The organism is Staphylococcus sp. FSL K6-0223 (assembly GCF_038008285.1).
Map to the genome: position 1 here is coordinate 1593501 of NZ_JBBOYX010000001.1, position 12334 is coordinate 1605834.

Genomic DNA, 12334 nt, shown 5'->3' on the forward strand with positions numbered 1-12334 from the left:
GTCATGTTAGAATCTTTATACATAAGGTACCTCGTTAATTTAATGAAGTTTATTAAATTATACGAAAGGACCTTATTTTTTAAAAGTATTTAAATGTAAAATTACATAAAAAAAGTATTTTAGCGCGACTCTTGATAAAATAGGATACGCTAAAGACTACAGACTAAATTTATTCCCTAATAAAGCGAACCAACTATACAAAGTATTGTAAATAATGAAACCAGTAAATGACTTTATAATAAACTCATTTACTGGCTATTTTTTAGGATGTATATCCCAATCTCTTCTTTAATTTATTATCGAATTGTAGCGCCTTTAGCTTTTAATGCTTCTAAAATTTTATCATGCACTTTAGAAACACGTTCATCTGTAAGTGTATTTTCAGTATCTAAATAATTTAAACGAATGGCTACTGATTTTTTACCTTCTTCCAAGTGTTCACCTTCATACACATCAAATACAAGTGTATTTTTTAGAATGTCTTCACCATTCTCATGAATAATGTCTAATAATTCTGATGAAGGCATGTCACGTTTTACTTCCATAGCGATATCTCTTGACACACCAGGGAATTTTGGAATTGGTTCATAATTAATGTAACCTACAGCTACTTGCATCATTGCATCATAGTCTAATTCAAATACATATGTGCGTTTAAGATCATTTTCAGCTGCTAATTGAGGATGTAATTCTCCTACAAATCCTATCTCTTTACCTTCTAATGAAACAATCGCAGTTCTACCTGGATGAAGGCCTTTTATTTCGCCAGCTTTATAAGTGAAATCTAAATTTAATTTTTCAGCAATTCGATCGACTACACCTTTAGCAATAAAGAAATCAATCTCTTCTTTTTTACCTTGCCAAGTATTAACTACATATTCTCCAGTTAGAATACCACTTAAATATTCGATTTCATCCGGTAATTCATCTTTGCCGTTACCAAAGAACACACGTCCAATTTCATATAATCTTACATTTTTGTTTTTACGTGCTACGTTATAAGTTGTTGCTTCGATTAAATGTGGTAATAAGCTTTGACGTAATGTAGAATGCGCTTCACTCATTGGCATAAGTAGACTAATTGTAGGACGTTCTTGTAATGCAAAATCTTTGGCATGGTCTTTAGACACAAGTGAATATGTGATGGCTTGATTTAATCCTGCACCTTCGAGTGTTTCTTTTACCGTACGCGTTTTATATTGACGATCTGTCAATTTTCCACTAGTTACATCATCAAACACTGGTAAAGTTGAAGGAATATTATCATATCCGTATATTCTTGCTATTTCTTCAATTAAATCTTCCTTAATTGAAATATCTTTACGACGTGAAGGTACATATACTGTTAAAGTATCGGCATTTTGAATCGTTTTAAATCCTAATTGTTCGAAAATAGCTTTAATCTCATCATTTGATAAATTAAAACCAATTGTTTGATTTACTTTTTCCGCAGTAATATCAATTGGCGTAACAAGTGAACCTAAATCCCCTTGTGCCACTCTATCTTTTAATACTTCACCAGAAGCATAATGTTCAAGTAAATAACAAGCTCTATCGACTGCTTCATTAACAAATTCTGTTGCAATACCTTTTTCAAAACGACTTGAAGACTCACTACGTAAATTCAAACGACGTGATGTGTGACGGATAGATACAGAGTCAAAAATCGCACCTTCTACTACGACATTCATTGTTTGATCAGTCACTTCTGAAAAATCTCCACCCATAACACCAGCTAATGCAATAGGTTCTTTACCATTTGTGATAACGATATCTGTATCAATAAGCGTTCTTTCAGTATCGTCTAATGTTGTCATTGTTTCATTTTCATTCGCTTGACGTACAACGATATCTTTAGAACCCATATGGTCTTGATCAAACATATGAAGTGGTTGACCATATTCAAGTAATACATAGTTAGAAATATCAACTACATTATTAATTGGACGGATACCAGCTTTAATTAAACGTGCTTGCATCCAGATAGGTGATGGTGCAATTCTCACATTTTTAACAACTCTTGCACTGTAATAAGGAACTTTTTCAGGATTATCAACTGTCACTGATAACTCATCTGTTGCTGAAGTTTCAGTTTCGTTAAGCGTTGTGTTTGGTTTAGTCATTTCAGTTTGATATAATGCTGCAACTTCATATGCAGTTCCCACCATACTTAAAGCGTCTGCACGGTTAGGTGTTAAATCAAATTCCATAATTTGATCATTAAGATATAATGCGTCTAATGCATCAGTTCCCGGTGTCACTTCACTAGGAAATACGAAAATTCCATTTTCATAGTCTTTTGGTACAACATTACTTGAGACACCAATTTCTTGTAAGGAACAAATCATACCTTCCGAACGTTCTCCGCGTAATTTGGCACGTTTTATTTTAATACCTCCAGGTAAACGTCCACCTACTTTAGCCACAATCACATATTGATTTTCATCAACATTAGGTGCCCCACAAACAATTTGAACAAGTTCTTCTTCACCTATATCAACTTGACAGATATTCAATTTATCTGCATCTGGATGTTTTTCTTTAGATGTTACATATCCTACTACTACATTTTTAATATCTTTTGAGTAATCTATAATATCTGCTACTTCAATACCCGTACGTGTAATACGCTCAGCTAAGTCTTTAGCAGGTACACCAGCATCTACGTAATCTTTTAACCATTCATTTGAAATCAACATTATGCTTCACCTCTATCTTCTACAGCTTTAAATTGATTAAGGAATCTCACATCATTTGTATAGAAATGACGAATGTCTTCGATTCCGTATTTTAACATTGCTATACGATCTGGCCCCATACCGAATGCAAAGCCAGAATATTCATTTGAATCAAAACCGGCCATTTCTAGAACATTAGGATGTACCATACCTGCACCTAAGATTTCAATCCATCCAGTATGTTTACATACATTACATCCTTTACCTTTACATTTGAAACAAGAGACGTCTACTTCCACTGATGGCTCTGTGAATGGGAAATAACTTGGTCGTAATCGAATTTCACGATCAGCACCAAATAATTTTTTAGCTACTAACTCTAACGTTCCTTTCAAATCACTCATTTTGATATGTTTATCTACTACTAAACCTTCAATTTGTGTAAATTGATGACTATGTGTAGCATCATCTGAATCTCGTCGATACACTTTCCCAGGACAAATAATTTTTACTGGTCCTTGACCGTGACGTTTTTCCATTGTACGTGCTTGCACTGGAGACGTGTGCGTACGCATTAAAATCTCATCTGTAATATAAAAACTATCTTGCATATCTCGGGCTGGATGTGATTTAGGAAGGTTTAAAGCTTCAAAATTATAATAATCTTGTTCTACTTCGTATCCATCAACAATTTCATATCCTAATCCTAGGAATAAATCTTCAATTTCTTCAACCGTTCTAGTTAATGGATGTTTTGAGCCAATATTAATTTGGCGACTAGGTAATGTAACATCAATTGTTTCCTCAGCAAGTTGTTCGTTTAACTTTTCATTTTTTAATAATTCTTGTTTTTCTTCAAGTTCATTTTGAATTGCTTGTCTTAACTCATTTACTTTTTGTCCATAAGCTGGCTTTTCTTCATTTGGTAAATCTTTCATATTTTTCATTAAACCACTTACAGAGCCTTTTTTTCCTAGATACTTTACTTTGACATCTTGTAAAGCACGTTCATCTTGCGCTTCGTTAATGTCTACTAAAGCTTGTTGTCTTAATTCTGTCATTGAATCATTTTGAGTCATGACTTACACCTCATACTTTCTATTTATCATAAAATTTACTTTATTAAATTAAAAAAAGACTTTCATCCCTAAATAACTGGGACGAAAGCCTTCCGTGGTACCACCCAAATTTATGCCTAAGCATACACTTGTTAGCATTGTTAACGAAGATGCACTCCGACTTAAATTTCTTTAAGTAACCAAAAAGGTGAAAAAAACTAATGTAAATTGAAGTAAGTTTCAGTCACGCTTACTTTCCCTGTGCAATTAATCATTTAGTTTACGTCTTTTTATCGGTTTATATTTATCTTTAATAAACATATTATTTTAATTTTGTATACAATTAAGTATAGTCGATTTTAAATCAAAAGGTCAACCTTTCAAATGATAAAGCAAAATACTTCCAGCAATCGCCACGTTTAAACTTTCCGCTTTGCCGTATATAGGTATAATAAGATTCTGCGAGGTATGTGCTAATAATTCTTTATTAACACCTTCTCCTTCATTACCAAGTAATAAGGCAAATGTGTCTTGCGATTCGATGTTTTTATAGGACACAGCATTTTCTAAGGCTGTACCATATACTGGGCCATCAAATTGTTCAATAAATTTATTTAATTCTGTCGTGACAATAGGAATATGAAATACACTTCCTTGACTGGCTCTCATTACTTTATCTTGGTATGCGTCTGCTGTACCTTTTTCCATTACAATCATATCTATACCCGCAGCATCTGCTGTACGAATTAACGTGCCTAAGTTACCAGGATCTTGTATACGATCAAGTAATAACACTTGTTTCGCTTTTGAGATATCATGTTTAGGTTTTTCAATGACTGCAAAAAAACCTTGCGGTGTAATAGTCCCTGATAATGATTCAGCCACTTTCATATTAATTTCGTAAGCTTCTTTTGCATACTCTAAAAGTCTAGAATCTGTTCTTTCTGGCTCAATTACAAATAATTGTTTAATCATCATATTACTTTTAAATGCTTCATCAATTAAATGTATGCCTTCGATGAGAGCTAATCCTGTTTTATCGCGTTCTTTTTTCTTTTTAAGTTTATTTGCTAATTTAATTTTATTATTTTGTGTTGAAGTAATTTGTTCCATAATAGTCTCTCCAAATTATTTTTGATAGCAATGGTATAAATTGAGATAATATAAAAAAAGAGTGGGATAGAATTCATAATGAATTCGTATTCCACCTTTTTTAAATAGATATAAATTATTTAGAAACGACTTCTTCACCATTGTAAGAACCACAGTTTTTACATACGCGGTGAGATAATTTGTACTCGCCACAGTTTGGGCATTCAGTCATACCAGGTACTGAAATTTTGAAATGAGTACGACGTTTATTTTTTCTAGTTTTAGACGTTCTTCTTTTTGGTACTGCCATGATATATCCTCCTTAATATTAAAACACATAATCTCAAGTATTCGGTCATTTAATTATTATACTATAAATTAAATTAACCTGCTATTACTCTTTATCATATAACTGTTGTAATTTTTGAAGCCTAGGATCAACTTGGCGTGTTTGGGAATCGTCGTTATCTTTAGAGTGCTCAAGCTCAAGCGCTTGTTCTTCATCAATAACTTCCCAACCGTTACCTTCTGTAAGCATTTGATCACTATTCTCAGAAAATGCACGCATTGGCTTCTCAATAATAACCAATTCTTTAGCAATATCTCGGATATTAATCATACCATCTGTAGCAAGATGATAATGTTCATCTTCATCTACTTCTTCATCGGTATAACTATTATAACCTTCTAAATCAAATATTTCGGAAGTTCTGACATCAAGTGGCACATCTACAGGCACTAATGTACGAGCACAAGGCATAGTATACGTACCAGTAACATGCATATCTGCTATCACTTCATTTGATTTTATGGTTAATTCACCTTCGATATTCATCTCTGATAAATCAATCAGACCTAAAGGTTCTATTAAATCGTCAAAGTTCGCCTTTTCATTGAATTCAAAAGGTTTACCTTGATATTTTCTCAATTGCGTTATTGACCATTTCATATGGCTTCACCTCTAACAAACACAAAATTTATTTTAACTTTACTATTATAAGTTGTCAAGATTTTTTCTTAACATCTTATTATCTGTTACAATACTAATAATGAATACTGAAAGGACGAATTGCAAATGAAAAGTGTTGGATTGATTACAGAGTATAATCCATTTCATAACGGTCATGCTTATCATGCGCAACAAGCTAAAGTACAGTCCGATGCAGAGATCTCTATTGCAATCATGAGTGGTAATTTCGTTATGAGAGGTGAACCTGCTATTTATAACAAATTCCTACGTACACAAATGGCACTTTCCAATGTCGATTTAGTTGTTGAGTTACCCCTTATCGCTAGTCTTTCTTCAAGTGATTATTTTGCACAAATAGCTGTTCAAGTTGCTCGTTATCTAGATGTTAATACTATTGCTTTTGGAAGTGAAACACCTGATATAACTCGCCTTAAAAACGTTGCAAATGAAATAATCAATTTAGAACATAGTTCAACTTTTAATCAAAAAGTAAAAGAAGGTAGTAATTATGCAAAAATTATAAATGATTTAATTAGCGATAATACTTTGCTGAAAATGCCTAATAATATTTTAGCAATCACTTACTTAAAAGCTATACAACAATTTGCACCTCACATGAAAGGACTTGCTATCCAACGTGTGCATGCTCATCATCATGATGCGACAATTGAAACATCATCCTTTGCAAGTGGTTCTGCAATTAGGCAGTCGTTAATCACTCAAGAAACTCAGTGGACTACAGTTGTTCCCTCTTCAATTCAATCACTGTATACAACACCTCATTTAACTAAAGAGGATACATTTAGCTTGATTAAATATCATATCTTAAGTCATTCAATTCATGAAATGGCTCATATATACACTATATCTGAAGGACTAGAACATCGATTAAAAAAATATATCAATCAAGCCACTTCTTTTGAATCCTTTATGTCTTTACTGAAGACAAAACGCTTTACCTATACTCATTTACAACGCATACTTATGCAAATTCTTTTAAATGTAAAAAAAGAAGATTCTATTCAATCCATTTCAGCTGTAAGAATTTTAGGAATGAATCGTCGCGGACAAAGTTATCTCAAACAATTAAAAACCAAATTTCCAGAGCGTCAATTCATCACTAATATTAATAAAACATCTGCTCATTTTTTTAAAAATGAAATTAAATCTACCGATATTTATAACTTATTATCAGGTCAACAGAAAAATGATTTTAATACCCCTGTAATTAGATTAAATAATTGAATTAAAGCGTATGGAACATTTCATTTCTGTTCTATACGCTAATTTTTTAATCTTCAAATTTTTCTTTTAATGCTCTTTCAACATGCCTAGGTACGAAATCTGAAATATCTGCCTTATATTGAGCCACTTCTTTCACAACACTTGAACTGATAAATGAATAGTTTGTACTTGTCATCATATACATTGTTTCTACATTACTATTTAATTTTTTATTCATTGAAGTTAAACGTAATTCATATTCAAAATCACTCACTGCTCTTAAGCCACGAATAATTGTTTTAGCGCCTATTTTATCACAAAAATCGACAAGTAATCCATTAAAATTATGTACTTTCACATTTGGCAAATGTTTTACAGATTCACGTATTAATTCCATACGTTCTTCAATAGAAAATGTACCTGCTTTACTACTATTTTTTAATATACATACATGAAGTTCATCAAATCGATCAGAACTTCTTTCTATAATATCTAAATGCCCATAAGTAATAGGATCAAAACTACCTGGAATGACTGCTTTTGTCTTAGTCATTGTGTTCTCCTTTTTTTAATAACAAAGTATCTGTTAAACCGTAATGATATTGCTTAATTACTTCAAAATCATATGTATTGATTTTTTCTTGATTACTAAACTCACAAATGATAATACCATGTTCTTTTAATAAATTAAACTTAGAAATTTGATCTAGAGCCTTATCTATTAGCCCTTTATTATAAGGAGGGTCTAAAAAAATGAAATCAAATTGAATGTCTCTTTTATTGATAGCCTTTAACGCTCTATCTGCATTATTTTTATATACTTCAGATTGTTCCTCTAAATTTAATTGTTTCAAGTTAGCTTGGATCACTTTAACTGCTTTAAAGTTTTGGTCTACAAATATAACTTTATCCATACCTCTAGAAAGTGCTTCAATTCCTAAAGCACCACTACCAGCAAATAAGTCTAAACCTAAGCCGTATACTTCATGTAAACTGTTAAAAATACCTTCTTTAACTTTATCCATTGTTGGACGTGTATTACGTCCTTCTAAACTCTCTAGTGGTTTACTTTTATGTTTTCCAGCAATGACTCTCATTTTGACTTACACTTCCATTTCATTCATTTATTTACTATAATTTATTTTGAAAAAGGAGAATTAAATATTTATGAAACAATCATTTATTATTTTAGGAGAAGGACTTACAGATTTATTCGAATTTCTTACTCTTATTGAATATAATCATGCAAGAATAGACAAGGTTGTCTATTTCCATACACCACAGTCAGACAAACAATTATCATCAGTCGCAATTATTATGAATCCTACGACCGGTAAACAATTTCAAGCCATATATATGATGTTAAACGCTTTAAAATATCCCTACCCAAATAGTAATAAAAAATTTGAGATGATTAATGAACAAGCTCAATCGTATGATATTCCTATTGTCGGCATTGATGTTCAACCGCCAAATGCATTTCATACGAATGATTTATATTTTAAATATTTAATTAGCGTACTTCGTTTACAAAATTGGATCCCACCGATGCAATAACAATGTTTAAATACATCTTAAAGCTTTTCATGCTTTTCTTTATCATATGTTTTTTTCAAGTTTTTATAAGGGGATCCATCAATATATAAAACATATTTTAATTTCATTAATTTCTGGAGAATATCGTCTACTTCATATTCATTAACATACATTACTACATACTTTCGAGGTTTATTAGTATAAACGATATGTCCATATTTACGTATCTGTCTTTCATGTTTAATATGCTTTAAGTAAATAATTAAGCTAACTCTTGGAATCAATTCCATATTATTTCACTCACTCCATTTATTATGCATAATTACTATACCATGACTAATAATTTTATAAAATACATTCAATATCTCAACACTTAACTTTCGAAAAATATTTCTTTAATTATTAATTTTAAATGAACTTTAGGAGGTTATACCTTGAAACACATTAAGAAGAATTTTTTTAACTTGGGTATCACTAGTATGGGTATACTAAGCAGTTTATTACTTTTAAAAAGAAATCAAAAGCCTAAAATGCTTAAAGACATACCTTACTTTTTTAATGGACCAGCACCTTATATTTTTGCACATAGAGGTGGAATGTCAGTTCGACCAGAACAAACACAATTAGCTTTCGATAATGCTGTTGATTATGGTTTAGATGGCTTTGAAACAGATGTGAGACTAACTAAAGATGAAGAATTGATTGTTTTTCACGATGCTACAGTCGACCGTACTACTAATGGTTCAGGAAAAGTATGTGATTACACATTAAAAGAATTAAAAAAATTAGATGCAGGATTTCATTTTACTGATATCAATGGTCGCCATATTTATAGAGGTCATCAACAAGCTAAAATTTTAACTTTCGATGAACTTTTAGAAATGTATCCTAGCAAATATATCAATGTAGATTTAAAAGATACTCCAAGTAGTTATGAAGGAGCTATTGCGCCTAAAAAAATGTATGATATTATAAAGCATCATCATGCTGAGAAACGTGTACTTGTAACAAGTTTTCATAAAGAACAAAATGAACGTTTTAGAGCAATAAGCAATGGAGAAATAGCTACTGGTGCAAGTCAACATGAAGTGACTGAAGGTGTGATTAAGTTTATTTTAGGACTAGGTTATCATTATCATCCTCAAGCTGACACATTTCAAATGCCTATAAAATTCAAAGGTATCCCATTATCATCAACTCATTTTATTCAATGGCTTAACTTATTAAATATTGTGCCAGGTTATTATGGCATCAATAGTGTTGACTTAATGTATGATTTGTATCAAAAAGGTGTCCACACCATTGTTACTGACCGTCCTGATTTAGGTAAACAATTTAAATCACTACTAAAACAACATACCTCAAATTAAATACACTCATTCTATATAAAATTAAAATATATACATAAAAGAATCTGGGACATACATCATAGTTGTCTCAGATTCTTTTAATATATTAATCTTCAATAATTAAAGTAAAAATATGCTGACATCTCATTTTGCAACTCAACCTCTGATTTACTAGATTTTATTTTTAATTATAAACGACAATTACATGTACCTCCTGAGGCGCAGCCTTTAGAATCCGTTTTAAAAAATGGATTACCCACTTCAATCTTTACATTTTCTGACACAGATAATGCGATTTTAGTCAACACTTCATCTATTAAATTTTGTAATTGTACTTCCTTAGATTTGTAATCCATTACATTAGGCAACATTTCATAAGCTCGCTTACGTCGACGTGTATCTAACATTACATTTTGATAATCTGGGTGATATCTACCAAAGCGCATCACTTCATCATAACGTTCTTTTGATTTTAAAAAAGCTTGATACAGTAAATGTGCTTCATCATCTTGTTTAAGTGTTTTTTGAGCTTCTCTATAATTAAAATACACTTTTGATTGTACAATCATGTCTGATAAATCTTCAATTTCATCTAAAATTGATAATGTTTCCTCTGTATACATTATCGGTCACCTCACAACCTATTTTTGTACAAAAATAAGTGAATAATAATTTCTCATTACTTCTCCACCCATTTCATTATACTTTTTATTTAACATTCTTGAACGGTGTATATCCGAATTCATCCAACTATGAATTAATGTAGGCACGTCATCAAAATCATAGCCCACATTTTGACTTGTAGCTATAAAGTCAATGTTTTCGTTACCAAGTTGGCTCTTAAGGGCTTCTTCTGTAAATTCAACATCTTCTGTACCAGTTGCTTCATATAAATTTGCTGAAGCAATATGTGAAATGTCTGAATTTACTTTCAATGGTGGAATATGTTTTAAATCTCTCATTTGATTAGTAATTTCATAGAGGGTTATCAATTGATTTGGGCTTTGTTCATATGGTAATGAATCTTTATTATTTCTGTCATTATTAAATTTATCATCTGAAATATCTTCTTCATCTGTTAATTGATAAGGTTTTATAAATGCTAATAGTTCTTTATCTAGATATCGAATACCCATAATTCGATTTGATTGTTGATCCACATAAACTTGAGCATAAATATTACCATATTTAATTAGAGTTTGAGTTTTAATATCTTCATCTGATAACTCAAAATTATATTGTTTTCCATTCACTTTAAAAGAGGGGTCAGGATTAATACTAGTTTTTTCAAATATATGTGAAGCATTTTCATTGATTTTTAATGATCCGGTTTGAGCTTTTTCTCCAGTAGCATAAACAGATTTAATTTCATCATGTTTTGTAGTAACAATATAATATTGTTGTTTTCTCTTAAATATATAATCAGTATATCCGCCTTTAACAGGATATGTACGATTTGCTTGTCCATATTTATTTGTAAGATAATTAATATCTTTATCTATCCAAGTACCTATCCCATTTTTGGGAGCAGGATTTTCAGTCTGTTTTTCCACGGAATGTGATACTTGATTTGAATGACTTATTTTATTGTTGTTATTAGGATTTTCAAGAACATCAAATTTTAATCTTGGTGAGTAAAATAAATAAATTAAAAATGTAATTAAAAATACGACTCCTAAAACTTTGATTACTAACTTAGTCATTGCTCCCCCACCTCTTTAGAATTATATATATTGTACAAAATAACTATTTTAACAATCAAGCCATTCTTTTTTTCTAAACTCCAAATTTATTAATTAAACTACATTATACCTATTTACAAATAAAATAAACAATTAATATTAAAACATAATTTATACTAAACAATTTGATCATCGACTGCCAAAATATTAAAAATACCTGAGACACTCATTATGTCCCAGGCTATTCTTTAAAATATTCAATATTGTTATAAACCTAGTGTGGCTTTAATCACCGATGTAGTTTCTCCACCTGGATAAATTACATATAGTAATAAGTATACTGCCACACCTGTAATACCAGTAAAGAACCATATAATTGAAGCGACAGGTCCGATTCTTCTATGCCATTTAAATTTATCTTTAAATGCAGTAATAATTTGAACTAATCCTAATACGCCACCAATCGTAGCAAGATTAATGTGGAAGATTAAGAATATCTTATAATATGTTCTAACAGAATCTGGACCACCAAAATCTGTATTACCTATAAATATCGTTCGAGTTGCGTAAATTATAAAAAACGTTAATGCGAAAAATGCTGCCCATAACATAACTTTTTTGTGAGTATTAACATGACGATGAGCAATTTGCCACCATCCTATTGCTACTAAAATAGCACTAATTACGATACAGCTTGTACTAATAGTTGGTAGAATTGGTAAACTCATATGTTCCATCCTTATTT

General features: G+C 31.0%; 14 protein-coding genes. 3 read left to right on the forward strand and 11 right to left on the reverse strand.

From position 1 onward, the window contains the following. Positions 1-296 precede the first annotated feature (296 nt). The 5 genes from pheT to MHI13_RS07835 all read right to left on the reverse strand — a co-directional run bounded on the left by pheT (position 297) and on the right by MHI13_RS07835 (position 5777). Positions 297-2699, reverse strand: coding sequence for a phenylalanine--tRNA ligase subunit beta (gene pheT, locus MHI13_RS07815; RefSeq protein ID WP_054105441.1), 2403 nt, complete (start codon positions 2697-2699; stop codon positions 297-299). Continuing rightward, complete coding sequence (gene pheS, locus MHI13_RS07820; protein ID WP_054105440.1) at positions 2699-3757, reverse strand: phenylalanine--tRNA ligase subunit alpha; 1059 nt, start codon at positions 3755-3757, stop codon at positions 2699-2701. Before pheS ends, pheT begins: the two co-directional genes overlap by 1 nt. A 351-nt stretch (positions 3758-4108) precedes the next feature. Further along, positions 4109-4849, reverse strand: a complete 741-nt coding sequence (locus MHI13_RS07825) for a TrmH family RNA methyltransferase (protein WP_017175723.1) — start codon at positions 4847-4849, stop codon at positions 4109-4111. A 115-nt stretch (positions 4850-4964) separates the two neighbouring features. Next, positions 4965-5138, reverse strand: a complete 174-nt coding sequence (gene rpmF, locus MHI13_RS07830; protein ID WP_001830121.1) for a 50S ribosomal protein L32 — start codon at positions 5136-5138, stop codon at positions 4965-4967. 84 nt (positions 5139-5222) lie between these two features. Then, positions 5223-5777, reverse strand: coding sequence for a YceD family protein (locus MHI13_RS07835; protein WP_017175724.1), 555 nt, complete (start codon positions 5775-5777; stop codon positions 5223-5225). Positions 5778-5903: 126 nt separating this feature from the next. Between MHI13_RS07835 and MHI13_RS07840 the strand changes: the two genes are divergently transcribed. After that, positions 5904-7043, forward strand: coding sequence for a nucleotidyltransferase (locus tag MHI13_RS07840; RefSeq protein ID WP_019835747.1), 1140 nt, complete (start codon positions 5904-5906; stop codon positions 7041-7043). Between the two features lie 46 nt (positions 7044-7089). Here the strand turns inward: MHI13_RS07840 and coaD are convergent, their stop codons facing one another. Then, a complete protein-coding gene (coaD, locus tag MHI13_RS07845) occupies positions 7090-7575 on the reverse strand; it encodes a pantetheine-phosphate adenylyltransferase (protein ID WP_017175726.1) in 486 nt (161 codons plus the stop codon). Continuing rightward, positions 7568-8119, reverse strand: a complete 552-nt coding sequence (gene rsmD / locus MHI13_RS07850) for a 16S rRNA (guanine(966)-N(2))-methyltransferase RsmD (protein ID WP_002450015.1) — start codon at positions 8117-8119, stop codon at positions 7568-7570. Before rsmD ends, coaD begins: the two co-directional genes overlap by 8 nt. Positions 8120-8189: 70 nt before the next feature. On the opposite strand from rsmD, the gene MHI13_RS07855 reads away from it, so the two are divergent. After that, a complete protein-coding gene (locus MHI13_RS07855; protein ID WP_019835748.1) occupies positions 8190-8579 on the forward strand; it encodes a DUF7147 family protein in 390 nt (129 codons plus the stop codon). Between the two features lie 17 nt (positions 8580-8596). Here MHI13_RS07855 and MHI13_RS07860 read toward each other — a convergent pair whose 3' ends face one another. Next, complete coding sequence (locus MHI13_RS07860; RefSeq protein ID WP_340761038.1) at positions 8597-8848, reverse strand: DUF2129 domain-containing protein; 252 nt, start codon at positions 8846-8848, stop codon at positions 8597-8599. Between the two features lie 144 nt (positions 8849-8992). Between MHI13_RS07860 and MHI13_RS07865 the strand changes: the two genes are divergently transcribed. Further along, a complete protein-coding gene (locus tag MHI13_RS07865; RefSeq protein ID WP_019835749.1) occupies positions 8993-9928 on the forward strand; it encodes a glycerophosphodiester phosphodiesterase in 936 nt (311 codons plus the stop codon). A gap of 167 nt (positions 9929-10095) precedes the next feature. Here the strand turns inward: MHI13_RS07865 and MHI13_RS07870 are convergent, their stop codons facing one another. The 3 genes from MHI13_RS07870 to MHI13_RS07880 form a co-directional block, all read right to left on the reverse strand. Further along, positions 10096-10530: a YlbF family regulator gene (locus MHI13_RS07870; protein ID WP_017175730.1), complete on the reverse strand. Its 435-nt coding sequence runs from the start codon at positions 10528-10530 to the stop codon at positions 10096-10098. 18 nt (positions 10531-10548) lie between these two features. Beyond that, positions 10549-11610, reverse strand: coding sequence for a CAP-associated domain-containing protein (locus MHI13_RS07875; protein ID WP_054105436.1), 1062 nt, complete (start codon positions 11608-11610; stop codon positions 10549-10551). A gap of 245 nt (positions 11611-11855) precedes the next feature. After that, on the reverse strand, positions 11856-12317 hold the full coding sequence (locus tag MHI13_RS07880) for a DUF420 domain-containing protein (protein WP_017175732.1): 462 nt from the start codon (positions 12315-12317) through the stop codon (positions 11856-11858). Positions 12318-12334 lie beyond the last annotated feature (17 nt).

Coding starts and splice junctions, on each gene's coding strand:
- pheT (WP_054105441.1), bottom strand. CDS start 2,699: ATGTTGATTTCAAATGAATGGTTAAAAGATTACGTAGATGCTGGTGTA.
- pheS (WP_054105440.1), bottom strand. CDS start 3,757: ATGACTCAAAATGATTCAATGACAGAATTAAGACAACAAGCTTTAGTA.
- MHI13_RS07825 (WP_017175723.1), bottom strand. CDS start 4,849: ATGGAACAAATTACTTCAACACAAAATAATAAAATTAAATTAGCAAAT.
- rpmF (WP_001830121.1), bottom strand. CDS start 5,138: ATGGCAGTACCAAAAAGAAGAACGTCTAAAACTAGAAAAAATAAACGT.
- MHI13_RS07835 (WP_017175724.1), bottom strand. CDS start 5,777: ATGAAATGGTCAATAACGCAATTGAGAAAATATCAAGGTAAACCTTTT.
- MHI13_RS07840 (WP_019835747.1), top strand. CDS start 5,904: ATGAAAAGTGTTGGATTGATTACAGAGTATAATCCATTTCATAACGGT.
- coaD (WP_017175726.1), bottom strand. CDS start 7,575: ATGACTAAGACAAAAGCAGTCATTCCAGGTAGTTTTGATCCTATTACT.
- rsmD (WP_002450015.1), bottom strand. CDS start 8,119: ATGAGAGTCATTGCTGGAAAACATAAAAGTAAACCACTAGAGAGTTTA.
- MHI13_RS07855 (WP_019835748.1), top strand. CDS start 8,190: ATGAAACAATCATTTATTATTTTAGGAGAAGGACTTACAGATTTATTC.
- MHI13_RS07860 (WP_340761038.1), bottom strand. CDS start 8,848: ATGGAATTGATTCCAAGAGTTAGCTTAATTATTTACTTAAAGCATATT.
- MHI13_RS07870 (WP_017175730.1), bottom strand. CDS start 10,530: ATGTATACAGAGGAAACATTATCAATTTTAGATGAAATTGAAGATTTA.
- MHI13_RS07875 (WP_054105436.1), bottom strand. CDS start 11,610: ATGACTAAGTTAGTAATCAAAGTTTTAGGAGTCGTATTTTTAATTACA.
- MHI13_RS07880 (WP_017175732.1), bottom strand. CDS start 12,317: ATGAGTTTACCAATTCTACCAACTATTAGTACAAGCTGTATCGTAATT.